The sequence below is a fragment of the Aminipila luticellarii genome, assembly GCF_004103735.1.
Lineage (GTDB): Bacteria > Bacillota > Clostridia > Peptostreptococcales > Anaerovoracaceae > Aminipila > Aminipila luticellarii.
The window spans coordinates 528,813-552,758 of record NZ_CP035281.1; the positions used below are offsets into that span (position 1 = coordinate 528,813).

Below are 23,946 nucleotides of genomic sequence, written 5' to 3' on the forward strand. Positions count from 1 at the left end.
GAGAGGACTTTGTTTAAGAGTATTTTTTATTCCTTATGAAATACTATTATCAAATCATTTATTAAGATAGGAGGTAAATTCAATGCAAACAGATGAAATCAAAGTCACTGAATCCAATCTGGAGAGTCTGCAGGTCCACGATAAATTAGCAGAAGTACCGGAGATGGCCAGCAATGAAGAATCCATGCAAAAGCAGATCAACCAGTTCAATTCATCTCATGGCCCTATTAAATAGTGCAGCCGGCTTTTCTATGATCCGGATAATCCATTTTTAAAAAATGGCTGTCCGCCAGGAACAAAAAATATGTAGGGGAATACAGCGGTATCGTACTATATTCCCCATAGAATTTCGAATAGAAGCTTTTTAATAAAAGCTCCCTTCCTATTATGGGTAACCATGTGAAATTTATTCAAATACGGTACATTAAAAATTTCATATTGATAGTTTATAAAGCCTATAGTATTCTATGAATAAAGAGGTTTTTCACGTATATGAAAAAACCGATGAAAGGAAGGGGGTCTGATATGATTCTATCTGATAAAACGATCCTTGAAATGTTAAGACAAAAAACATTACGAATAGAGCCTATAGAGAAAGACCAGATACAGCCCGCAAGCGTGGACATCCGCCTTGGGGATACTTTCAGTATTGTTGAGGATTCCTCCAGCGGAATTATTACCCTGCAACATGAGATTACATATAAAACCATTCGGACGAATCGGTATCTTTTGCTTCCGGGGCAATTTGTCCTCGCTACTACTCTGGAATATTTTGCGCTTCCGGATAATCTGACGGCATTTGTGGAGGGAAGAAGCTCTCTTGGCAGGATGGGTTTATTTATTCAAAATGCGGGGTGGGTAGATCCCGGATTTGAAGGGGAGATTACGTTGGAGCTGTTTAACGCAAACCGCTGTGCCATAGAACTGCAGTCCGGAAGGAGAGTGGGGCAGCTTGTATTTGCGCAGATGGATGCTCCTGCAAAAAATCCTTATCGGGGAAAGTATCAAGGTCAAAAGGGTGCTACGGGCTCCCGAGTGTTTATGGATCGGGAGACGGAATGAGGAGGCTTTGATACCTAGCTAGGTGTGCAGTTTTAAAAGAAGAAGGGGGAACACAAATGAAGAAGTCACTATTTATTATTTTCTTTGTATTGATATTGCTTCAAGGCGTTACTGTTACTGAGTGCTTTGGTGCAGAAAAAAAGGTGCAGGCTGCCCTGCCCAAATTTAACGTTAAAATAAACGGAACTGCTGTAAACAGCAAAACAGCGGAATATCCACTGCTGGTGTATAAGGATATAACCTATATGCCGATGACGTATGACTACTGTCATCTTCTCGGATTGGAAAGTAATTGGACGAAGGAGGGCGGGCTGGTGGTTTCACGCCAAAGTGCCGGTATCGTTCCGACGGTGAACGAGTATACTTCAAGCAGCCGCAATGCGCCTAAGATGATTGCAGCCGTGGTAAATACGCCGATTACGATCAATGGGGTAAAGATTAACAATGTAAAGGAGCCCTATCCATTTCTACGCTATAAGGATGTAACGTATTTTCCGCTTACTTTTAAATTTACAAAGGAAAGTTTCAACATCTATACAAATTTTTTACCGGATTTAGGACTGGGCGTATACTCGGAAAATAAGTTTTTTTACAAGTATTATCCGAAGGGAAGCAAGCTTCAGCATACTGATTTGAGAGTAAGCTCCATTTTATATGAGATGGTAGCTGTCAACATTTCAGATGGAACGGCGGCTTATCCGGCTAACAATGTAAAGCAGTATGATTTTTGGACGGATGCGGCGCTTTTACCGAATTACAAAGGCACAAAGTATTATGGCTATATGCCGGATGGAAAAGGCGGGCTTCGAGCCAATACAGACTCGAAGATTACTCCGTTTGAATTTATGACCACTCAGATGGACAGCGCAACCGACCAGAATCCGGTTCAGGTGAAATTGGTTTTTGCCGAATATTACGGAGAATAAGAAATGATAGGTTTTTCGGCCGCTCCACAAGATAAAATTTGATATTGAAAACGCTGATTACCTGCGGGAAGTATAATCAGATATGGATTGAAAAACGTTGCAGTCGATACGGATCGCAGCGTTTTTCTTTTTGACAAAATTAAAGCTTCTGCTGTTATAGGCAGTAATAGCATGCGTGACTGCTCCGGTGCTAAGGCCAGTTTTAGGCAGGGAGCATAAAATCGCTGCTGAATGGGGTAAGTAACAGGGTGCATACATATAATTATTATAAGGTGCAATGGATTGGATGCTCAGACCATATATATTATGTAGTATAAAGACTTACCGGCATGCAGACAATTTGTTTGCACGGATGCCGCAAGAGATAAAAATGGGCACAAGTATGTGCTCAATACGATACTATGTATATTAGGGTACAATGAATGGCAAATTGGGTGTCATACCCGGTATCCACGGGAAAGCGGAACCAGAGTAAGAAATCAGAGAAAAAAATAAGAAAATTGTACCAATAATGGCTCGCGCTTAATCACACACACTAATTTGATAACGGGGAGGGAGAAGAATATGAATATTAATTGGAAATTAAGACTGAAAAATAAAACGACGTTTACGGCACTGGCAGCTTGTATCGTGGCTTTTGTATATCAGCTTCTGGGTATATTTGGAGTTACCGCTCCGATATCTCAGGATCAGGTCACCCAGGCAGTGGGAGTTATTATTAATATACTCGGTATGGTTGGCATTCTGGTGGATCCCACCACTGCCGGGACAAGTGACAGCCCGAGGGCTCTCACCTATGAAAAACCGCATTAAATCATTATATTGCATGGCCGTCTGAGGGTAAATCCTTGGGCGGCTTTTTAGTTTTTGGGGAATAAGATCTTATGGCCATGTATAACTTTGGTGATAAAATGGTGGGAATAAGTGCAATAAGGATTGAAAAACGTGGAATATAGATAAAATAAAATAGCGATTTCCCTCATTTTTTCCATATGACGTTTTAATTACAGCTAAAATATCATGCGGAATACTTAATCATCATAGTGACCCTTACAGCCTAAAATATAAATGGTATCATCCGCAATTTTATATACTAAACGGTATTTTTCGGTAATCCTACGGCTCCAGTAACCGGATAGAGAATGCTTTAAAGGTTCAGGTCTGTTGATCCCTTCATTTCCGCTTCGTTCAATGTCTTTGAGAATATCATTTATACGCCGTAAGACTTTGTGATCTTCTTGCAACCATAAGGTGTAGTCCTCCCATGCATTTCCTGAAAACATTTTATTCATTGGCTAGAGCCTCTAACTCTTCTGTAGTTTTAGTCACGCCCTGGTGTTTGTCAAATTGTTCTTTGCTTTCTAAAAGCCTGGCATAATTCACTTTATCACTCATAATAAATAAGTTTTCAAGCATATTGTTGTATTCATCAAGACTAATCATCACTACGTTTTTTTCATCTTTTCGTGTAACTATTACAGTTTCACAGTTGTCTGTTACTAAATCGCAATAATTTTTTAAGTTATTGCGAATCGTAGAGTAGTTTACGGCTAACATCTCGATCACTCCTTTGTTTATAATTGTTCAATATATTGTACAATTATAGTATAACCATATTTGCCAAAGAGTGCAATAATTTATTAAAAAAGTTCAGTTGTTATTTTCTGTATGGCTTCTCTCTTCTGTTCATCATCAATATTTACCTAGAATCTTGCTGTCACATTTATGCTGCTATGCCCCATGAGCTTGTAAGCTGTTTGTAGGGGTACACCTTTTTTGCACAGATTGGTACAGAAAGTGTGTCGGTATGGGTGGAATCTCTTATTCTCTATACCGATACGTTTGTAATGAGTAATTTTAAATTTCCCCTATTTTTCCCCTAAGAGTTATTGAAGGACACAAAAATTATTACAGAAAAATCCAAATTAGAAAAAACATCAAAAATACTAAGTACGAAGAATTGTTGAAATTTCGAGAAAAAATAAAAGCCCGATGCTTATGCAACGGGCTTTGTAATCATAATGGAAAAAAGATTTTTCGTACGGTACAGGGGTTAACTGTGCAAAAGCGTTTCTAAATCTGCTATAGATACATCCATACGTTTGGAGGTCTCCGCCATTGACATCCCGGAATTAAGGAAACGCTTTACGACCATCTTCATATTCTCGCCGACTTCAATAATGTGCCCGTCCAAATCGTAAAAACGTATGAAGCGTTGACCCCATCTTGCTTCTTGAACGCCATCTTCCAAATACCTAATGTCATTGCGTTGCCCTAATTTCACAATAAAGTCATCAAATTGGTCTTCCTCGAAATATAATTCCATATTATGGGGTTGTTTCAATATGCGTTCTTTCGGAATATTTAACAGACGATCAAATTCCTGCTGCAATGACAATCCGTCAAAGGAGACGTTTATGCCATAGTCTTGAAATATCTCAAGCTCAAATAAATCCTGATAAAACTTTTTGGAAAGGTTTACATCTTTCACAGCTACACATACGCCTTGATATTTCATTTGAGTCACCTCCGATAAAGATAAGTATCCGCAGTTCAATACAGGCTAGGAAATTTTTATTTATCTTTGCGCTATAACCTGATCTAATAAGCTTTGAATCTATAATACCATGCTTTTTCAAATAAAAAAAGGCATACCTTCCCTTGGCGGAAAGCTATGTCTTTTTGGTGCGCCATAAGGGATTCGAACCCCCGACCTTCATATTCGTAGTATGCTACTCTATCCAGCTGAGCTAATGGCGCATGTGTTTTGACACGTGATTAATTATACAATATTAAATAAATATTGTCAAAACCTTTTAATATAAAAAATAAGATTTTGAGCTAAATTGTATGAAGGAGTGAATATATTGCCAAACTCATTGTTGTGACAGGGAGTGCTTAATGATATAATCAAGGTACATAAAAGCAAGAACAGTTGGGAGAAATTTTAAATGGAAGAGCTGAAAGAGTTAAAAAGAATCCTACAGGAGCAGAGGCCGAATAACTGGGAGGATATACCGGATATTGATTTATATATGGATCAGGTTTTAAATTATATGGTCAGGCAGCATATTGGGCTGGAGAGCGGTGAAACCTTGACGTCTGCCATGGTCAATAATTATATAAAGAAAGAACTTTTGCCCCGAGCAAAAGGCAAGCGGTATGAACGGCAGCATATCGCTTATTTGACGGCAATTTGCCTGTTTAAACAGATTTTATCCGTAGACTCTACAAAAGAGCTTTTAAAGAGCCAGCTTGCTGATTCAGATATAAAGAGTTTTTATGAAAAGTATTGTGTAAAACTGGATCAGGAATACACTGGCGTGGCCGAAAAAATAGATGAAAAAATGACAAAGCAGGATATCTCTGAATTGGTTCTGGAATTAGCTATCTCTAGCTATGCTCAAAAAATTGCTTGTGAGAGGCTGTTGGAGCTGTTAGTTTAACTGAATATATTTAAGAATTTGTGACCTTTATGAATCCCCAATCATAGTATATCGTATATAAATTTGACTATGAAAGGGGATTTTGTTTTGAACAGCAACATTAGTGGGCCTGCACGGGGTGGCGCGGTTTTGCAAAAAAAAGGTGAAACCCGCAGAGAACCTAACGAACCTTATGTAGGTATGCCTATATACTTAGATGATTCCTTCTTTGACCTTTTTAGCGGAGATGGAAGCTTTGAATGTCCTGTGCCCGAAAATACGGATGAAGATATGAATGAAGTATCACCAACGCCGACGCCAGCACCAGCACCAACACCGACGCCAACACCAACGCCAGCACCAAGACCGACACCAACACCAGCACCGGCACCAACGCCAACACCAGCACCGGCACCAACGCCGGCACCAACACCAACGCCGACGCCGACACCAGCACCAACGCCGACACCAGCACCAACGCCGACGCCGACGCCAGCACCAAGACCAACACCAACACCAGCACCAGCACCAACGCCGACACCAGATAACGGCGGCTGGATGCCAGATATGTGCAATGGCGGAGGACGGATGCCAAATAGGCGTGATGATGATTGGATGCAAGGTGGCTGCAATGATGGCTGCCGAATGCCAAGCAGACGTGATGATGATTGGATGTCAGACCGATGCAATAACAGAGACTGGATGCAGGATCGATGCAATGGCGGAAATATGGCACCGGGAACAGGTAACGGCGGCAAGGTTTCGCCAGAGACAGGCAATGGCGGAGGACGGATGCCGGAAATGGGTGACGGCAGAGGCAGGATGCCTGACGACTGCGTGGGTAACTGCCCAATAGCAATGGCCTATGTTCCTTGGCAGCAATGGAATGATACTTATGACCTGGAAAAGGGATTTTTGTCCGGTACAATATTTCCTGAGCTGGATCTCCCTTGGGTAGGAGGTGCATGCAAATGAACAGAATTGATTTGATGCGGCGTGTACAGATGCTTAGCTTTGTGCTAGTAGATGTAAGTCTCTATCTGGATACGCATCCCACCGATAAGGCTGGATTAAATTTCTTTAACAAATATAATACGTTATATCAGAGTGCAAAGGAAGAATATGAAAAAAATTACGGTCCTTTAACGATAGCAGGCACGAATGATACAAACAGCTGGTCATGGATTGATGAACCGTGGCCTTGGCAGAGGGAGGTTTAGGTATGTGGATTTATGATAAAAAATTACAGTTTCCGGTAAATATCAAGAACCCGAATCCTGCCATGGCTAAGTATATTATTTCGCAGTATGGCGGACCTGACGGTGAGCTGGGGGCATCTTTACGATACCTGTCCCAACGTTACAGTATGCCATTTAAGCAATGCATAGGTATATTAAACGATGTTGGAACAGAAGAAATCGGACATTTTGAAATGATCGCTACTATTGTACATCAACTTACAAGAAATTTGACCATTGATGAGATTAAGGAATCTGGCTTTGGAGACTATTTTGTAGATCATACCACTGGAATCTATACGGTTTCAGCGGCGGGAATACCATTTGATGCAACTTGCTTTGCATCGAAGGGGGATGCTATAACGGATTTAATGGAGGATATGGCAGCAGATGCTGCGCTCTTATAAAAACAACAATCTTTTTTATTATATTTGAAAAATCAGCAACCAATTTGTTGAATAGCTGCGATTAGCTGCCAATTCCTCAATAGGAAGTATTACCTTCAAAAAGCTTTTTTTAACGGATAAATTAATTGCGGTGTATATTTTATATAAATATAGGCAAAATAAAAAGCCAATATAAATATTAGCTTTTTATTTTTTTCATGTCATATTCTGCTTTTCAAATCTTTAGCGTTGCTTTGAATCCTTAGCAGCATCACGGTATGAATTCTGCGTATTATTTCTGCAATCTTTAGAATCATTTCTAGCTCCTGTAGAATTCCTTGAATCCGTGCTGTTTGAACCTGTAGTATTCTGAGAGTTATTTCGTGAATCTTGAGTTCTGTTCTCAGCGTTGTTTCGCGAATTCTGGGTTCTGTTCTCAGCGTTATTTCGTGAATTTTGAGTTCTGTTTTCAGCGTTTCTTGTGTTTTTTAAATTATCCATATTTAATCACCTCCACCTTATTAGTATGTACAGTATCTTTGTAATTATTAAAATTAAAAAAAGCGAATTATTACATTTCAGAACCTGTTTAATTCTTTGAAATGTGAAATTACAGGCTTCTGCAAAGCTTTTTAGATGAAGGCTGGCAGGATTTTTCATTTATGAAAAAATAAAATCATACTGTGTCAAATAAATATCAAGGAACATAGTATAAATAGAATAATAAAAAAAGCCTCTGCAAAATAGTCTTAGCATGCATTCGTAGGTGTTTTAATGGCAGCTTTCTTTGTTATTCCGTCAATATCGCTGCCAGCGATATTCCTACATAATAAAAAATGGAGGTTTGAAATGGAAAATTATTACATAAAAACAAATGATGGGTTGTTTTATGTTATGAATGAATTTAAAGTTCCTTTGGATTTCATCAGAACAAATTCAATGGGGGAAGGCCACAATTCCGTTTATATAGGACAATTCATAAGAGTCAGACCATTACAGGAGATCCCAAATCAATTACCGGAAGTTCCCAATCAATTAGGTGTAATGAAAACAAATACTGAAGACATGATAGACAACATATATGCATCTAATTGGCAAGATGCCATGAGTAATATGACTATCATAAAAGCCAATATGAATGGGTTAGTTCCCCTGTTGCAACAGGCCACAGTTCCTGCCGGATTAATCAATAATATGAATGTGGCAGTCAATAACCTGAATCAATACGTAGCACAAAATAATAGAAATCAATCTTTAGCATATGCCAATCAGATTACCATGTACATAGCCGATGTGCTGGATTATTTTAATGCAGATCTGCCGACAGATATAAACAGATTAGAGTATTTGGGCAGGCAAATTATACTTAATGTGGAAAATATGAACTGGAGCGGAGCCAGTGCAAATTATTCAGAGATTGAGAAAATTTGGGAAAGATTAAGACCAAGCATTAATGAAGAATATGCCAGCGACATCGAGGAACTGGAAGGGATTATGACCAGACTGGGAGAAGCGATAAGCAGTAGAATTTATCAGACCGCAATTGATAATACGAATCTTTTTTTTGATCAATTAGATGTTTTAAAAACAGATTTGTCACAGCAAAATATTTCTCAGACCCCGCAAACGCCAACTCAGACCCCGCAAACGCCGAGCCAGACACCACAAACACCGACGCAGACGCCGCAAACGCCAACTCAGACCCCACAAACGCCGAGCCAGACGCCGCAGACACCGAGCCAGACACCACAAACACCGACGCAGACGCCGCAAACACCGACGCAGACACCGCAAACGCCGAGCCAGACACCGCAAACGCCGACCCAGACACCGCAAACGCCGACCCAGACGCCGCAAACGCCGACTCAGACCCCACAAACGCCGACCCAGACACCGCAAACGCCGACTCAGACGCCGCAAACACCGACGCAGACGCCGCAGACACCGAGCCAGACACCACAAACACCGAGCCAGACGCCGCAAACACCGGCTCAAGCACCAACTCAGACCCCACAGATGCCCAGAGCTTCCAAGGCTCCCTTGAACTTTAATCTGTGGTAGCTTAGATTGAAAGACAATAAAAACCTGCCATTTTATTCAAAAGGCAGGCGGATGTTCGTTGGTATTGTAAACGATATTTTCTGCGTTATAAAAAGTCAGTATGGTTCATACTGATTTTTTTTAAAGTTCAGCTTCAGCAGATACTTCCAGCCGGTTTTCCTCTACAGTATTTGGCACTTCTTCCGGCAGTAGGGAAGCAATAACGATACTGATCATTATTAAAACTGCTCCCAAAAGCCCTCTTGCAGAGAGAACTTCTCCCAATAAAAAGTAAGAAGCAATGGCTGTAAAGATTGGCTCGGAGCAGAAGGCAAGCGCCACATAAGTAGCAGATACATGCCTCAATGCAATATTTTGGCAAATGTAAGCGATGCAGGTGCAGCCCACGGCCAAATATACGATGACGCCCCAGCCCACCATTGGTATAGAGGTCAGGCTTGGAATATCTTCAAACATCAGGGTGAAAATCAAGCAAAATAAACCGGTAAATCCTGTTTGCATAACGGAGGTAACCAGCGGATCCATATCTTGAATATACTTGGAGCTGAAGACCAGCATACAGGAGCCCGAAACAGAGCACAACAAAGCAATGGCCTCTCCCAGACCAAATTGAAAGCTGCCTCCGCTGCTGCACAGCAGAAATAAGCCGATCGTAACCATAAGCACGGCAAAAATATGCTTTTTATTCATTTTTGCTTTCAGTACAAAATACGATAAAAAAGGGGTAAAAATAACGGCCAGGGACATTAGAAAACCCGCATTTGTGGCAGTTGTATACATTAAGGAAAATGCAGAGGTAATAAAGGAAGCTGCTGTACATGCTGCGATGATAATATAAGCAGGTAATTGCTTCACGGTGACCTGAGCAAAAACTTTTTTTGCAAAAAACAATAAAAAAATAAGAAAAGCCAATATGTAACGGACGGATAAACAAAATAAAGGAGGAATAACCTCCAGTCCTATTTTCATAATTGGATTTCCAACACCCCAAAGAAAGCATTCTATTAGTAACAAAGATCCGTATAAAATTGTCTTTTTCTTTTCCATATATTCTCCTAAATCTCAAGGTGGATAAGTTATTTCCATAATTCTTATATGGGGTTTGAAGAAACGCAGTGTAATCATAAAAGCTACACTGCTTTTCTTCAAGGTAAGGAAATTCTTGACGCGTCGGCGTTGCATCAAGAACTACTTTATACTATAATACATTATGGCATATAAGTAAAACGAGATTTTCCATTAGCAATTTAAAGAATATATTATATCTAACAGGTGGAGATAGGTGGAGATAAAAAATGAGTACTCAAAAATATGAAGCTTTTATTAAAACGGCAGAGCTGGGCAGCTTTAAAAAGGCGGCAGAGTCCCTGGGCTATACGCAGGCAGGTATCAGCTACATGCTCAATACTCTGGAGGATGAGCTCGGTGTCATACTGTTTATTCGCGATTACGGCGGGGTTCGTTTGACCTCAGAGGGAGAGCAGATCCTGCCGTGGATTCGGGATGTGTGCAATAGTGAGCGCCGGCTGAACGCCAGATTAAACGAGCTGAAAAGTGTGGAATCCGGTATAATCCGGGTGGCGGCGTTTACCAGCATTTCCATTCACTGGCTTCCGGGAATGATTCATGCGTTTCTTCAGGAGCATCCAAAGGTAGAATTTGATCTGCGTTGGTCGGATGATTCAAACGAACTGGAACAGCTCATCTATCGAGGAGATGTGGACTGTGGATTTTTGATTCTTCCGGCTCCCAAGGATCTGATTACCATTCCCCTAAAAAAGGAGCATCTGATGGCCGTACTTCCGGAAAATCACCCTTTAGCAGATGCACCCTATTTTCCGATTGCAGCTTTAGCGGAATATCCTTATATCGGTTTAAAGGAAGAGGAATTATATTCGGAGACCGAGCAGGTATTTACCAGCCATGACATAAAACCAAATGTTTTTATTACGGCAGAAAATGATTATACCGTTATGGCCTTGGTAAGCAAAGGCTTCGGATTTAGTATTTTTCCGGAGCTGAGCTTGCTCAGCCCTTGTTTTCCCATGGTCAGGAAGGAGCTGGAGAGCCCGGTATACCGGGAGCTGGCCATTGCCATACGTTCATATGAGACCGCATCTACGGCAACTCTTAGTTTCTTGGAGTGTGCGGAACAATGGGTAAATGATTTTTATAAGGAGGAATAAACCCGGCATATTGTACATGCAAGCTAAAATATATTTCCTGTGAGGAGGTATAGGGCATGGCAAGAAAAACGAAAATTGTCAGCTGTAATGTTTTTAAAAATAAAGAGGAAGACCAGCTGAAAGCAGAATTTAATAAAAAATTACTGGAAGTCTTTAAACAACGTTTTTTATCCGATAAAGCTTCAAAGGATAAAAAACCATGAGAGCGGCCCTTTATTGCAGGCTGTCAGAAGAAGATCGGAATAAACGGACGGAAAAGGATGACAGTGAAAGCATTCAAAATCAAAAATCCATGCTGGTGCGGTATGCAGTTGAAAAGCAGTGGGACATCTACCGCATTTATAGCGACGATGATTATACCGGCTCAGACCGAAACCGGCCGGAATTCAATAAAATGCTGGCTGATGCGGAGAGTGGAAAATTTGATGTCATTCTTTGCAAAACACAGTCCAGGTTTACAAGAGAGCTGGAGCTGGTGGAAAAATATATACATGGGCTATTTCCTGTATGGGGCGTACGCTTTATAAGTATCGTGGATAATGCCGATACGGAAAATAAAGGAAATAAAAAATCCAGACAGATAAACGGGCTGGTGAACGAGTGGTATTTGGAGGATATGTCGGATAACATTAAAAGTGTATTGACGGATAAAAGAAAAAAGGGGATGCACATCGGCGCTTTTGCTCTTTATGGATATAAGAAGGATCCCAATCAAAAAGGGCACTTGATTATTGACGAAGAAGCGGCTGAAATCGTCCGGGAAGTTTTTCTCCTTTTTTCTAAAGGGTATGGGAAAACAGCCATAGCCAGAAGCTTAAATGAGAGAGGCATACCCAATCCCACAGAATACAAAAGGCTAAAGGGTCTGCGATATAGACAGCCGAAGGATGAAAACAGCACCCTGTGGAAATATTACACCATAGCGGATATGCTGAACAATGAAATCTATATTGGTAACATGGTGCAGGGAAAATACGGAAGTGTTTCATATAAGAGTAAAAAGAACAGACCCCGGCCAAGAGCGCAGTGGTATGTGGTGGAGGGGACTCATGAACCTATTATTGAGAGGGAATTATGGGATAAGGTCCAGGCCATTATCGGACATCATGCAAAGCCTTTTAAAGGCGGCACGCTTGGATTATTTGCTAAAAAGGCGGTGTGTGCAAATTGCGGGTATACCATGAGGAGCAGCAAAAGTCATGAAAAATATTACCTAAAATGTCCCACCCGATATGTTCTCAAGAAAGCCTGTGAGGGAGCCTTTATTTCGGTAGAAAAACTGGAAGAAACGGTGCTTTTAGAGATAAATGCCCTGATAGCTCAGTATATGGATGAGGAATACATTAAAAAGAATATGGATATGGACAGTCCTTTGCTCCCCCGAAAGAAAAAACTGGAGAGCAGGATCCAGGCATATATAAATAGGAAGGAAGAGTATAGCCGGGCTCTAAAACAACTGTATCTGGATAAGGCTAAAAATTGGATGACGGAAGAACAGTACCTGGAGTTTACCCAAGGCTTTGAAGCAGATAAAAAGAAAATGGAAAGGCTTATACAAGTGTCCAGAAAGGAGCTGGATGAGGTGATCGAGAAGCTGAGCGACACAGCTCACAAAGAACAGGCAGTAGACCCGTGCCGTTCTTTGGAAAAATTGGATAGACAGATGGTGGAAGAGTTAATAGACTTTATTTCCATAGGAAAAAGAGATCAGATCACAGGAATTCTCCCCATAGAAATTCACTGGAGCTTTTGAAGAGCTGCTCTTATATGGTCGCAGCAGAGCAGAAGGCCCGAACAACTTATGATAACATCTTAAGATTGGCGGACGATCCGGACGTTATTGAACCGATCAAGTTTTTAAGAGAACGAGAGGTTGTTCATTTCCAGAGATTCGGGGAAGCTTTGAGAGTCGTGCAGGACAATTTAGACAGCAGGAACTTCTATGCCTGCAATCCTGAATTTGACGGGCAGGCACGGTCTTCCGGAAGAAGCACGAGATAACTCTCAAAAACTTTGAGAGAAAAGGTCATTTCGTGTGTTTGACAATTCATTTTAAGGTGTATATAATTAAATAAGGCAGAGAGAACCGCAGATATATATCTGCGGTTTTATGTATATTTGACGGTTTGTGGACATAAACGAAAAAAGAGGAATGGGATTGGAGGACTCAGCACATGTATGAGTTTTTGTGCTACTTTGTAATTTACAGCTTTTTAGGCTGGTGCATGGAAGTTGCTTATGCGGCAGTTAATTCGGGAAGATTTGTAAACAGAGGATTTTTAAATGGGCCGGTTTGTCCGATTTATGGCTTTGGAATGATCATTGTTATATCTTGTTTGACTCCTCTTTTGTATAATAAAGTATTTTTGTTCCTGGGAGCAGTCGTGTTGACGTCGGCACTGGAATGGATCACAGGCTTCGCTCTGGAGAAGATCTTTCATGGAAAATGGTGGGATTATTCCGAAATGCCTTTTAATCTGAATGGCTACATATGCTTGAAGTTCTCTATCATGTGGGGGTTGGCGTGTGTTCTTATTATGGATGTGATACAGCCGGTTATTTTTACTATAGTCAGCAAGCTTCCGGTGACAGCCGGATGGATTTTATTGTCCGCAATCTGTGCCGTTATGCTGGCAGATGCCATCAGCACGGTGGTTACGGTAAATAATTTGAATAAACAGCTGGCTCGCTTAAGTGAAATCAGCGAAAAGCTCCGGGAGGTTTCCGATGATTTGGGAGAGAATATCTATGAAAGTGTTACCACTATAAAAGAAAAATCCGAGGCTATCAAAGAACGATCAGAGGAATTGAAGGAAGAATTGGAGAGAAAAGCTGAAGGCTTGGAAAAGAGGGCAGAAGCACTTGAAAAGAGAGCCGGGGATTTCAGAAATGAATTAAGAAATGCGTATGAAGAGGAGATTGAAAGACATTTCTTTGGACAGAAAAGAATGTTAAAGGCATTTCCGAATCTAAAATCCATTGCAAATGGGGAACATTTAACAAAGCTAAAGGATAAAATCAAGCAATTATAGGAAAGGAATTCTTTTATGAAACTGATAACGTGGAATGTAAACGGGCTTAGGGCATGCATGGGAAAGGGTTTTCTGGAATTTGTTAAAAAAGAAGAGGCAGATTTCGTGTGCTTGCAGGAAACAAAAATGCAGCAGGGACAGGCAGAAGTCCCTCTCGAAGGGTATCATCAATTTTGGAACAGTGCAGAAAAAAAGGGTTATTCTGGTACGGCCATTTTTGCTAAGGAAGAGCCGCTGTCCGTCCATTATCATATCAATGCGGAAGGGCATGATACAGAGGGACGGGCTATTACCTTGGAATACAAGGATTTTTACTTAATGACAGAATATACGCCCAATGCAAAGGATAAACTGGCGAGGATCGACTACAGATTGGAATGGGAGGCTGCCAGACGGGCGTATGTGAAAGAACTGGATCTGAAAAAGCCGGTGATCCTGTGCGGAGACTTAAATGTGGCACATCAGGAGATTGATTTAAAGAATCCCAAGACGAATCGCGGAAATGCAGGATTCTCAGATGAAGAAAGAAATGCATTTGGCGAGCTGTTGGGGTTGGGCTTGACGGACACGTACCGACATTTATATCCGGAACAGACGGGCGCATACACGTGGTGGTCGTATCGGTTCAATGCAAGAGCAAATAATGCGGGATGGAGAATTGACTATTTTCTTGTATCCGACAGGATAAAGGAAAGGGTTCGGGAGGTAGAGCTGAGGAACGATATCCTTGGAAGCGACCATTGCCCGGTGATCCTGCATATAGATTTATAAGCTCAGAATTTTTAGAATTATACAGCTGAATTTGACAGATAATTTTGATTGTTAATAATATATCAAAGCGGGTTTCAAAGGCTTGCATTCATCTGTATTTGTGGTATAATGATTCCAAAGATTGGAGTCGGCTTTGCCGCAAGGAAAGAATCATTGAATCACACGTCGACGTAGCTTGTGTGGTATAATGATTCCAAAGATTGAGGATAAAATTAAAGATGATAGTTAAACTAACACAGAGATGAGGAAAAACAAATAGGGAGAAAAAGAAGATGAAGGAATTTAGTATTAGTACACAAGTATTTTTTGGAGAAGGCTCCTTGGACAGGCTTAACCAGATTGTAAATAAGAAGGTATTGATCGTATGCGACAGCTTTATGGTAAAATCGGGCATGGTAGATCAAATAAAGGATCGACTGAAGGATTGTGAGGTCGCCATATTCAGCGATGTGGTTCCGGATCCTCCGGTAGAAGTGATCGCAGCCGGTATGATGGCACTGAAGAATTGCGGTGCCAATGTTATGATCGCTCTGGGAGGCGGCTCTTCTATAGATGCGGCCAAAGCGATCAGAGACTTTGCAAGAAGACTGCCGGATATAGGTGTTACCGTGGAAGAATGCTACGCAATTCCTACTACAAGCGGAACCGGCTCGGAGGTTACACAATTCTCCGTTATAACGAATGCCCAGGAAGGCATAAAGTATCCGATGGCTAACAAGGATCTTATTCCTATGGTTGCCATCCTTGATCCGGAATTGGTTACTTCCGTACCGGATTTTATCACAGCGGATACGGGAATGGATGTATTGACACATGCCATAGAAGCTTATGTCTCTACGGATGCTACAGATTTCTCAGATGCATTGGCAGAAAAAGCAGTTACTCTGGTATTCCGATTCTTACCGGAAGCTTTTAAAAACGGCAATGATCTGCTTGCAAGAGAAAAGATGCACAACGCTTCCTGTCTGGCAGGTATGGCGTTTAATGCGGCAGGTCTTGGAATCAATCACAGTTTAGCTCATGCAGTGGGCGGAAAGCTTCACATCTCTCATGGTAGAAGCAACGCGATGCTTTTACCGTGTGTCATCGAATACAATGCAAATTTGGATAAGGGCGGATATAATAAAGAATTTGATGTAGCTGCTAAAAAGTATCAGAGACTGGCTAAATTGTTAGATTTACCGGCAAATACAGTTTATGTGGGTGTCAACAGTTTTACCAGAAAGATTGTTGAACTGCAGAAAATGCTGAAGGTTCCCGCAACCTTGAAGGAATTGGGTGCAGATTTAAATCTGGTGCAGGAAGAACGGGGCGATATACTGGAAGCAGCTATGAATGACATCTGTACAAAAACAAATCCAAGAAAAACGAACAAAGAAGATTTATCAAAGATTTTAGATAAGCTCATAGGAGCAAAATAATCTGAATATAAGAGTTTTAAAGACTCAGCGTATAAAATATGTGCGTAATAAAAAAGAAATGCTTTATTTTTTAAAGCATTTTTTTTATGTAGAAAATATCGCTTAGAATATGACGGAACGAAATATCATAAAAGGATGTCATCTGAGAAAAACCTCTTACCTATCCAGAGAAGAATTAAACTGCATAAATAAAATTTTTTACAATATATTAAACTGTGTAAATATATTATTTCCAAGGACTGTTACGGCTTCTACAAATTACATATATAATAAATCCATTAGGTTCTGGGGGATAGAGGCATGGATAAAAAGCAAATTGATTATAAGGCACTTGGAAACAGAGTAAGAAAATGGAGAAAAGAAAAAGGCGTTACTCAGGAAGAACTTGCGGGGGCTATAGAAAAGACTGTACAGCATATTTCAAATATTGAAAGGGCGCATACAAAAGTCAGCCTTGGCACTTTGACAGATATTGCGAATTTTCTGGACGTCTCGCTAAATGATCTGATGTGTGACAGTTTACGGAACTCTGGTAATGCATATCAGCTGGAATACAGTTTAATGATAAAGGATTGCGACGAAGATCAGTACCGCAAGTTGAATAAAACGATAAAAGCTTTAATGGATACGTGGGATTAGGTGAAATCAACCAAGAGATGAAGATGTAGGATGACTGCATCTTTTTTCATTTTTTTGCAGAAGGCTCCATACTATTTATGGAGAATAAAAAGTTTATAGTATCGGGGGGAAATAAAATGTTTAACATACAGGATCCAAGGTATCAAAATAGCCGTCTGTTAAATGAAGCGCTGCTGGAGGCATGTGAGTATGCTGTTTACGGAGCAGGCACCTATGCGTTTGTATCTGCGGATGGTGTTCATTTGCTCATGAAAAATCAAACCTTTGAGAAATTTATAACAAGAGGCACCTATCATTTGATTATCGGCATGGACGAAATCACCAATATAAAAACACTGGCAGCATTAAAGGAATATGGAAGGAAATTCCCAAATTTGCGGTCTGATGCATTTATACACCATACGGCCGGCTCTACCTTCCACCCCAAATACAGTTGGTTCAAATATGAGACCGGAGGAATGCTGGTATTGGGGTCGGGCAATTTGACCGCGAGGGGCTTGCGGAAAAATACAGAGGCTTTTGTGGTGCAGAAGCTGAATGAAGAGGAAATCCTTTCAATAGAAACGAAGTGGAAGGACTGGGTTGATAGCTCCAGAGAATGTATAAAATCTCTGCAAGATCCGGAAGTCATTTTAAAAGCCAGTGAAAACGCCGGTCTGGCTGTTAAAAATCTTAAAACAGCGGGTTGGGAGGACGAAAAGGGCGTCTGGACATTTGGACCGGACAGCGAAGTCTTTATTGCTGAAATACGAGATCATTGGAAAAGTACTCGCTATAAAATGGATGTGGATCTGCCTACAGGGAATTTTTTCTTTGGACTGGGGTTTTTGCCGGAAAAAGAAATTGTCTTAAAAAAAGTAGCGGCAAGGGGAAATCTGGAGGAGATCGAATCCAAGACGATGTCTTTTACTTCAGATAAAAAATATCGAATGGAATTTACAATACAGGAAAATGAAGAAAAAAAAATAAAGGGGTGCCCGTTTACTGTTTTTGTTCGGTTAGCCCCAAGAACCTTCCTTTATACGATCATTCTTCCGGATGAAAGAGGCTATAAACAACTGAGAAGGCAGCTAAAGCGTATGCCGAGAGATCAAGAAGGTCTGATCAGGTATCATACCAATGGGGGGCAATTAAAAGAACGGGTGAATGCACTTGCCATCTTAGATTATCTGAACAGATAGCTGGCATTTTTGTAATAGTAACTTTTGATAATGGCTAATTAGAAATCGAGAGGGAGTCGACCTCCCTTTGACATGCCCGTTTTTATTATCATACTGTAATAAAATCTAAAAATCAAACTGCATTTTGGTTACAAAAGTTGCTTTTCGTTTACAATACATGCATTTCGATTACAAAAGTAGCATCTCGTTTACAAATATTCAGTTGTCAGTTACAAAGATGGCATCTCAACTTACAAAGTGGCATCTCGTTCTACATTTAAGTTCCATTTAAGCCAACTAAGATGCAAAATGATGTAAAACAATATATTTTTATCGATAAACAATAAAAATATATTGACAAACAAATAAAATAAAAATATAATAAAGCTAAAATAAAGCTTTATTTCAGAGAAAACAAGGGAGAATCTTAACATGTGGAATTCCAATAAGTCTTTGCAGCTATCCTGTATATGTACCCGATTTGTGATGGTCTTAGTAGTGGTGTGTGCGGCTGCTCTGCCGTACTTAATTGATATTTATTTGTCTATAGGGCCACATTATATAAGTGAAATGGATATGGGACCGTTTATGGTTATTTTATATGCCTGTTGTATTCCGGCACTTGCGGCATTGTTTAACCTAGACAGACTGCTGAGAAATATTAAAAAAGAAGAGGTCTTTACGGATAAAAATGTGACCTGCCTACGAAGAATCTCATGGTGCTGTTTTGGCGCAGCAGTTCTTGTGGTGATGGCGGGATATTATTATTTTCTCTTCTATTTTGTGGCCGTTGTTATAGCTTTCATCGGTTTGATTCTTCGAGTGGTGAAAAATGTCATTGAGCAGGCTGTCATTATAAAAGCCGAAAATGATTTTACCATATAGGAGGCGGCAGCATGGCAATAATAGTGAATTTAGATGTGATCATGGCAAAAAGAAAGATGTCGGCCGGGGAATTATCAGAGAAGATCGGAATTACACCGGCGAACCTTTCCATATTGAAAAATAACAAAGCAAAGGCGATACGGTTCTCAACGCTGGAGGAAATCTGTAAGGCCTTGGACTGCCAGCCGGGAGATATACTAGAATTTGTAGAGGACTAGGGCGACAAGGCTCACGGTAAAAAGCGAAGGATAAAAGGAGCAAGGAGAGAGCGGGGGGAGTAGAAATGAAGTATTATTTTACAAAATCAGGGGAAGTGAATCCGAACGGACATGAAAAGAGTTATGATATAAAGGGTATTGGCATGAAACCAATGAAGTTTGAACTTGCAGACTTTTGGTTTGCTGCGGCACTTTTATTCTGTGGATTTTTATATTGGAATTTTATCTGGACAACAGACATGGGAGCAGGGGTTACAGCATTTTCTTTCATCCTGTGTGGTGCCGTATACCTCTATTTTAAAGCAAAGGGAGTGACTCAAAGCAGAAAAAGTATGGTTTGGCTGGCTCTGACAGCGGTGTCTTCCGTGCAGTTCCTGCTGTTCGATGGATATACTGTCAAATGCCTTAATCTGCTTTTCACATCGGCATGCTTTATTTATTGGATTGCTGTCAGCACAGGAAGATGTCTGGATATAAAATTATCCGGGTATACCTTATGGGATTTGTTGAACCAGACCTTTATTGTCCCTTTTTCTAATATAGCGTGTGAATTCTTTGGATTAAAACAGGGGCTGTCTAAAAGCAGGTATGGGAGAAATGTTGTGTACATCGCGGCAGGGGCTATTGTGTTTTTGCCGTTAATGGTATTTGTAACAGAGCAGCTTTCTTTGGCAGATGCAGCGTTTGAGGGGGTTTTAGATAAAATTTTGCAGTCGATTTCGCTGAACAGTGTGTTGACCTATACCTTCCAGTTCATAATGGGAATCCCTGTAGCCTGCTATTTATTTGGATTGATTTACGGCAATACGGCCGGACGAAATACGGATAGCATGAGCCGTGAAGAAATTCGCCGGATTTCTGATACCGTTAGTTTTGCACCTAAATTAACGGTTTATACAGTGATGATTGTTTTCAATTTGATTTATCTTTTGTTTTTTGTATCACAGACTGCTTATTTTCTTTCCGCTTTTCAAAATATTCTGCCGGATACATTTACTTACGCCGAATATGCAAGGAGAGGATTTTTTGAATTGTGTAAGGTATCGGGAGTCAACGCATTCCTTATTTTTTTAGCGCATGCTTTTGTAACAAAAAAAGAAAAGTCGGAAGAAGTGTATAAAAGCCCTAAAATGCTCAGATTTCAAACAGCGTTTATGTCGGTCATGACCATTAGCCTGATTATTACCGCCTTGAGAAAAATGTATATGTATATTCAATTTTATGGATTAACGCAGCTTAGAGTATACACTTCGTGGTTCATGGTCATGCTGCTGCTTGCCTTTATTATCCTGTTTATAAGACAGATAAAGGTCTTTAATGCCGCCAGAATCATGATTATCGGTGGAATCTTGGGATTTATGGTGCTTTCTTACGGCAATGCAGACGGCAATATTGCCAAATATAATATTGAGAACTATGAGAACGGCAGACTGGAGGAAATGGACTATAATGCCCTGTTCACGCTGTCAGACGGCGCAGTGCCGTATGCGTATGATTTATATAAGAAAACAGAGGATGCAGAGAAGAAGCAAATATTATATAATTATATTGTTTATGGGAATCAAGAAGGGCAGAATATTACCCATGAAAAAAGTTTCAGAGATTTTAATATTCAGTAAAGCAAGGCAGACGGCATACAAGGGCTGCTGCTAAGCGAAGGAATGAATCAAGCAGCAGAGGAGAAATAAAAAAGGACATGTCAAAGATAGTATTTATAGGAAACAGTATCATAAATGGCTTTCCGTACGACCGGAATCAGGAATTTGTAAGCTTGTACAGGCAGGCATCGGGAAATGAGGTCATCAATAAGGGAATAAACGGGGATACCATTCGTGGGGTCGCAGGACGGTTTGCCCAAGATGTTCTGGCTTATAAGCCGGATCAGGTGGCCATACTGACCGGAACCAATGAATTTATTTATAAGGAAGCTCTTCCAGAGCAGTGTATGAAAGAAATCGCTTATTTAGCAGAGCTTGCAAGGAAGCAGCATATAGAGCCGGTGCTTTTGACCCCGCTCCCCGTGGATCCTGTAATGGCCAAATCCCGATGGATGGTCTGTGATGATGTGGATTATGAGCTTGTTCAGGAACAGATAACGGAATTGAAAAAGCGGATGATTCTGTATGGAAAGGAAAATTACGTTCAGGTAATCGATACGAATTATGCCTTTTCAGAATATGTGGAAAAGGTAGGTGTACAGACGGCATATTATGATGGCATCCATCCAACCAGAGAAGGACACCGCTTTTTAGCCGAAATCATTGGTCGATTTCTTTAAATCAAACATCCTATTTGATAAAAGATGCTGGGATAATTTCCTTACCCCAACATTTATTTTAGAGCCAAAATCTAACCGATAACGATTGGTTTTGCTTTGTTTTTACAATAAATTTTTCTATATGGATACATCAATCTGTTGAGCTGTTTGAGCTTCTCCAGTGCTTTCTTTCAGATACAGTCCGGTACGGCGAATCTGCCCGTTGACTTGCCCGCTTTCCGCTGATTTCAGTAAAAAGTCTGTCTTGGCGCTGTCAAGATAAATGGCTCCTATATCGGCAGCTTTTAAAGAAAGCAGCTGATCGGTTCCATCTTCTGCTTTGATCCAGATTTTCAGTTTATTATAGATTTCATCGCTTTCGTCAATCCATCCATTTTTGTCGGTATCGTAGGCAGAAAGCTCCGCAAAACCGTTTCCGGTCTTTGCACCAAAGAGTTCCTTTCCATTGTTGATCTTTCCATCCTCATTTTTGTCTAATGCCAAATAGCCGCGGCCTTTGGAAAGATAGGAAATCTGATCATCTTTTCCGTCGCTGTCTATGTCGAAGCAAAATTTCTGATCGCTCAGGCTGACAGGATTATTGTCGAGATTGATGACCAGTGGGTCTGACATAACAACCTGTTCGGACCATTTTATTCCAGTATATTCCATGAAACTTCTGGACATTTCTAAATCAATCCCAAAACTTAGTTCACGGCCGTCTTGCGTCTTTGCTATGCCCACAGAAGAGAAGGTCGTACTTTCTTCTTCCGATAAAAAGTGCTCCGCGTAGACATTTCTGACCCACATACCGGGAGCAGGTGCTGCCTGAGTTCCGCTCAATTCGGCAGGTACTTCAAAATTCAGAGATAAACTCTTTAGGGTCTGCTGCGACCGTTCTGTCAGTCCCTTGTAACAAAAACCGCCTTTACTGTCTCTGGTCAGGAGTTCTATCATCTTTCGCAAGAGCATGATTTTGTAATCCTCCATATCCATAAGGGAAAAGGAGCCTTCTTCTGATTTACCCGTGGATAGAACGGAGCCTGAGGATGATTTTTCCGATTTCTTATTGTATGAAAAAAAGGAAGCAGAGCCGGACTGCATCGGCGAACCGTCATCTGCCAAAAGCTTTTTTGTAGCATTTAGGAATTTAGATAAGTTATCCTCTTCCTCTATTTGATCTTTTTTGTTATCTGGGTCTGCCGGCACCCATATTTCGTTTTTTGATTTAGCTTTAGTAAACTCAACAGATTCGTATTCTCTGGCCGAATTTACGGCAATAGTACTGGATTCAATTTTCATTTTAGTTCCCCCTTTTACTTAATTTTTTACACCCATCTATTTATTACGTCGGTAGAAATAGAGAAAACATAACAGCTTGAAGAAAAATAATGTCCTGCTGCCTGGAAATTTTCACCGTAAATTGCTGAGAGCCGCTTGGTAAGAGGTTAAGTTCGGATAAGCAGAAGGTCCGTCTTTTAAACCAGTAGGGCGAGTAGGGGGTCAGATATCTGCGTAAAATTCTTTTAATGAAGAGAGTGAGCAAAAGCCTTGAAATACTGGAAATTGTAATGAAGGAACAATCGATTCAAAGAGGCGTTTACGTAATTTAAGTTATGTAAATAAACTGGAAAGAATTAATTTATAGACTTCACATAGCTATGCAATAATACAAGATGTTTTACTTCCCTGTGAGCACAGCAGCATAATTAAATATCGGAGGGATTGGATTTATGGTATAATGATTCCATTGATTGGAATCGGCGTTGCCGCAGGGAAGGAATCATTGAATCATGCGGCGATGCAGCTTGCGCGATAGAAAGCTTCTTCTATTTAGGAGGGAAGATATGAAAAAATATGAAACAGAGATACGAGTGATTTATGCGGATACAGATGCCATGGGCATCGTTTATCATACAAATTATATCAAATGGTTTGAAGCTGGGAGAAACGAATTGCTGAGACAAATAGGATACCCTTATTCCAGACTGGAAGAAGAGGGAATTTGGCTTCCTGTCATCGCGGTGACCTGTGAGTATAAACATCCGGGAAAGTATGATGACATCCTGCTGATTAAATCATGGGTCAAGGAATTGAGAGCGGCGACGGTGCTTATGGGCTACGAGATCTTCCGAAAGGAAACTGGGGAGTTGCTGGTAACCGGTACCACAAAGCATGGAATTACTTCACCCGAATTAAAACCAGTGAGACTGAAAAAAGTTAATCCGACATTATATGACAGGCTGGCAGAAGATTTGGGCGGTTGACCGTAATATGGA

The 23,946-nt window shown here is 40.6% G+C and carries 31 protein-coding genes and 1 tRNA gene; 23 read left to right on the forward strand and 9 right to left on the reverse strand.

Annotated features, from left to right (window positions below):
* The first annotated feature begins 82 nt into the window (after positions 1-82).
* From EQM06_RS12840 to EQM06_RS02435, 4 genes are all read left to right on the forward strand, one after another.
* Positions 83-235, forward strand: a complete 153-nt coding sequence (locus EQM06_RS12840; protein WP_164914319.1) for a hypothetical protein — start codon at positions 83-85, stop codon at positions 233-235.
* 257 nt (positions 236-492) lie between these two features.
* Positions 493-1,062 (forward strand): dCTP deaminase, encoded by a 570-nt coding sequence (gene dcd, locus EQM06_RS02425; RefSeq protein WP_330548353.1) that lies wholly within the window; start codon positions 493-495, stop codon positions 1,060-1,062.
* Positions 1,063-1,118: 56 nt separating this feature from the next.
* The gene (locus EQM06_RS02430; RefSeq protein WP_128744833.1) at positions 1,119-1,988 is read left to right on the forward strand and encodes a hypothetical protein; all 870 of its coding nucleotides are present in this window, start codon (positions 1,119-1,121) and stop codon (positions 1,986-1,988) included.
* Between the two features lie 564 nt (positions 1,989-2,552).
* Entirely contained in the window at positions 2,553-2,801 is a 249-nt protein-coding gene (locus tag EQM06_RS02435; RefSeq protein WP_128744834.1) for a phage holin, read from the forward strand.
* Positions 2,802-3,019: 218 nt separating this feature from the next.
* On the opposite strand, the gene EQM06_RS02440 is transcribed toward EQM06_RS02435, so the two are convergent.
* The 5 genes from EQM06_RS02440 to EQM06_RS02460 all read right to left on the reverse strand — a co-directional run bounded on the left by EQM06_RS02440 (position 3,020) and on the right by EQM06_RS02460 (position 4,748).
* Positions 3,020-3,280: a Txe/YoeB family addiction module toxin gene (locus EQM06_RS02440; protein ID WP_128744835.1), complete on the reverse strand. Its 261-nt coding sequence runs from the start codon at positions 3,278-3,280 to the stop codon at positions 3,020-3,022.
* On the reverse strand, positions 3,273-3,545 hold the full coding sequence (locus EQM06_RS02445; RefSeq protein ID WP_128744836.1) for a type II toxin-antitoxin system Phd/YefM family antitoxin: 273 nt from the start codon (positions 3,543-3,545) through the stop codon (positions 3,273-3,275). Before EQM06_RS02445 ends, EQM06_RS02440 begins: the two co-directional genes overlap by 8 nt.
* Positions 3,546-3,691: 146 nt before the next feature.
* Entirely contained in the window at positions 3,692-3,844 is a 153-nt protein-coding gene (locus tag EQM06_RS13455) for a tyrosine-type recombinase/integrase (protein WP_128746768.1), read from the reverse strand.
* Positions 3,845-4,041: 197 nt separating this feature from the next.
* A complete protein-coding gene (locus EQM06_RS02455) occupies positions 4,042-4,506 on the reverse strand; it encodes a VOC family protein (RefSeq protein ID WP_128744837.1) in 465 nt (154 codons plus the stop codon).
* A gap of 165 nt (positions 4,507-4,671) precedes the next feature.
* A tRNA-Arg gene (locus tag EQM06_RS02460) sits at positions 4,672-4,748 on the reverse strand.
* A gap of 191 nt (positions 4,749-4,939) precedes the next feature.
* Here EQM06_RS02460 and EQM06_RS02465 point away from each other — a divergent pair.
* Positions 4,940-5,434 carry a DUF1836 domain-containing protein gene (locus EQM06_RS02465; protein WP_128744838.1) on the forward strand — a complete coding sequence of 165 codons (495 nt, stop codon included), beginning with the start codon at positions 4,940-4,942 and terminating at the stop codon, positions 5,432-5,434.
* 217 nt (positions 5,435-5,651) lie between these two features.
* Here the strand turns inward: EQM06_RS02465 and EQM06_RS12965 are convergent, their stop codons facing one another.
* The gene (locus tag EQM06_RS12965) at positions 5,652-5,942 is read right to left on the reverse strand and encodes a hypothetical protein (protein WP_205666579.1); all 291 of its coding nucleotides are present in this window, start codon (positions 5,940-5,942) and stop codon (positions 5,652-5,654) included.
* Positions 5,943-6,001: 59 nt separating this feature from the next.
* Between EQM06_RS12965 and EQM06_RS13060 the strand changes: the two genes are divergently transcribed.
* Genes EQM06_RS13060 through EQM06_RS02480 form a run of 3 tightly spaced genes read left to right on the forward strand, consistent with a single transcriptional unit; the run spans position 6,002 to position 7,058 of the window.
* The gene (locus EQM06_RS13060) at positions 6,002-6,388 is read left to right on the forward strand and encodes a spore coat associated protein CotJA (protein WP_230975000.1); all 387 of its coding nucleotides are present in this window, start codon (positions 6,002-6,004) and stop codon (positions 6,386-6,388) included.
* A complete protein-coding gene (locus tag EQM06_RS02475; RefSeq protein ID WP_164914320.1) occupies positions 6,385-6,633 on the forward strand; it encodes a spore coat protein CotJB in 249 nt (82 codons plus the stop codon). Before EQM06_RS13060 ends, EQM06_RS02475 begins: the two co-directional genes overlap by 4 nt.
* Positions 6,634-6,635: 2 nt before the next feature.
* Positions 6,636-7,058, forward strand: coding sequence for a manganese catalase family protein (locus EQM06_RS02480; RefSeq protein WP_128744841.1), 423 nt, complete (start codon positions 6,636-6,638; stop codon positions 7,056-7,058).
* A gap of 222 nt (positions 7,059-7,280) precedes the next feature.
* Here EQM06_RS02480 and EQM06_RS02485 read toward each other — a convergent pair whose 3' ends face one another.
* The gene (locus EQM06_RS02485; RefSeq protein WP_128744842.1) at positions 7,281-7,538 is read right to left on the reverse strand and encodes a hypothetical protein; all 258 of its coding nucleotides are present in this window, start codon (positions 7,536-7,538) and stop codon (positions 7,281-7,283) included.
* Positions 7,539-7,886: 348 nt separating this feature from the next.
* Here EQM06_RS02485 and EQM06_RS12975 point away from each other — a divergent pair, with 348 nt between their 5' ends.
* Entirely contained in the window at positions 7,887-9,098 is a 1,212-nt protein-coding gene (locus EQM06_RS12975; RefSeq protein WP_205666580.1) for a hypothetical protein, read from the forward strand.
* A 120-nt stretch (positions 9,099-9,218) separates the two neighbouring features.
* Here the strand turns inward: EQM06_RS12975 and EQM06_RS02495 are convergent, their stop codons facing one another.
* The gene (locus EQM06_RS02495; RefSeq protein ID WP_128744843.1) at positions 9,219-10,145 is read right to left on the reverse strand and encodes a DMT family transporter; all 927 of its coding nucleotides are present in this window, start codon (positions 10,143-10,145) and stop codon (positions 9,219-9,221) included.
* 248 nt (positions 10,146-10,393) lie between these two features.
* Here EQM06_RS02495 and EQM06_RS02500 point away from each other — a divergent pair, with 248 nt between their 5' ends.
* The 13 genes from EQM06_RS02500 (at position 10,394) to EQM06_RS02555 (ending at position 21,688) form a co-directional block, all read left to right on the forward strand.
* On the forward strand, positions 10,394-11,284 hold the full coding sequence (locus tag EQM06_RS02500; RefSeq protein WP_128744844.1) for a LysR family transcriptional regulator: 891 nt from the start codon (positions 10,394-10,396) through the stop codon (positions 11,282-11,284).
* Between the two features lie 56 nt (positions 11,285-11,340).
* Positions 11,341-11,487 (forward strand): hypothetical protein, encoded by a 147-nt coding sequence (locus EQM06_RS12845; protein ID WP_164914321.1) that lies wholly within the window; start codon positions 11,341-11,343, stop codon positions 11,485-11,487.
* Positions 11,484-13,037 (forward strand): recombinase family protein, encoded by a 1,554-nt coding sequence (locus EQM06_RS02505; protein WP_128744845.1) that lies wholly within the window; start codon positions 11,484-11,486, stop codon positions 13,035-13,037. The genes EQM06_RS12845 and EQM06_RS02505 overlap by 4 nt, the downstream gene beginning before the upstream one ends.
* Positions 13,038-13,051: 14 nt before the next feature.
* Entirely contained in the window at positions 13,052-13,285 is a 234-nt protein-coding gene (locus tag EQM06_RS02510) for a manganese catalase family protein (protein ID WP_330548354.1), read from the forward strand.
* Between the two features lie 173 nt (positions 13,286-13,458).
* A complete protein-coding gene (locus tag EQM06_RS02515; RefSeq protein ID WP_128744846.1) occupies positions 13,459-14,316 on the forward strand; it encodes a putative ABC transporter permease in 858 nt (285 codons plus the stop codon).
* Positions 14,317-14,331: 15 nt separating this feature from the next.
* A complete protein-coding gene (locus EQM06_RS02520) occupies positions 14,332-15,087 on the forward strand; it encodes an exodeoxyribonuclease III (RefSeq protein WP_128744847.1) in 756 nt (251 codons plus the stop codon).
* A gap of 272 nt (positions 15,088-15,359) precedes the next feature.
* Positions 15,360-16,508, forward strand: coding sequence for a 1-propanol dehydrogenase PduQ (locus EQM06_RS02525; protein WP_128744848.1), 1,149 nt, complete (start codon positions 15,360-15,362; stop codon positions 16,506-16,508).
* A gap of 300 nt (positions 16,509-16,808) precedes the next feature.
* Entirely contained in the window at positions 16,809-17,147 is a 339-nt protein-coding gene (locus EQM06_RS02530) for a helix-turn-helix domain-containing protein (protein WP_128744849.1), read from the forward strand.
* 116 nt (positions 17,148-17,263) lie between these two features.
* Complete coding sequence (locus EQM06_RS02535; protein WP_128744850.1) at positions 17,264-18,328, forward strand: phospholipase D family protein; 1,065 nt, start codon at positions 17,264-17,266, stop codon at positions 18,326-18,328.
* A 411-nt stretch (positions 18,329-18,739) separates the two neighbouring features.
* On the forward strand, positions 18,740-19,192 hold the full coding sequence (locus tag EQM06_RS02540) for a DUF2975 domain-containing protein (RefSeq protein WP_128744851.1): 453 nt from the start codon (positions 18,740-18,742) through the stop codon (positions 19,190-19,192).
* An 11-nt stretch (positions 19,193-19,203) separates the two neighbouring features.
* Complete coding sequence (locus EQM06_RS02545) at positions 19,204-19,410, forward strand: helix-turn-helix domain-containing protein (protein WP_128744852.1); 207 nt, start codon at positions 19,204-19,206, stop codon at positions 19,408-19,410.
* A 65-nt stretch (positions 19,411-19,475) separates the two neighbouring features.
* Entirely contained in the window at positions 19,476-21,029 is a 1,554-nt protein-coding gene (locus EQM06_RS02550) for a DUF4153 domain-containing protein (protein WP_128744853.1), read from the forward strand.
* A gap of 77 nt (positions 21,030-21,106) precedes the next feature.
* Complete coding sequence (locus EQM06_RS02555) at positions 21,107-21,688, forward strand: GDSL-type esterase/lipase family protein (RefSeq protein ID WP_128744854.1); 582 nt, start codon at positions 21,107-21,109, stop codon at positions 21,686-21,688.
* Between the two features lie 117 nt (positions 21,689-21,805).
* Here the strand turns inward: EQM06_RS02555 and EQM06_RS02560 are convergent, their stop codons facing one another.
* A complete protein-coding gene (locus tag EQM06_RS02560) occupies positions 21,806-22,969 on the reverse strand; it encodes a hypothetical protein (RefSeq protein WP_128744855.1) in 1,164 nt (387 codons plus the stop codon).
* 545 nt (positions 22,970-23,514) lie between these two features.
* Between EQM06_RS02560 and EQM06_RS02565 the strand changes: the two genes are divergently transcribed.
* Entirely contained in the window at positions 23,515-23,934 is a 420-nt protein-coding gene (locus EQM06_RS02565; protein ID WP_128744856.1) for an acyl-CoA thioesterase, read from the forward strand.
* The last annotated feature ends 12 nt before the right edge of the window (positions 23,935-23,946 follow it).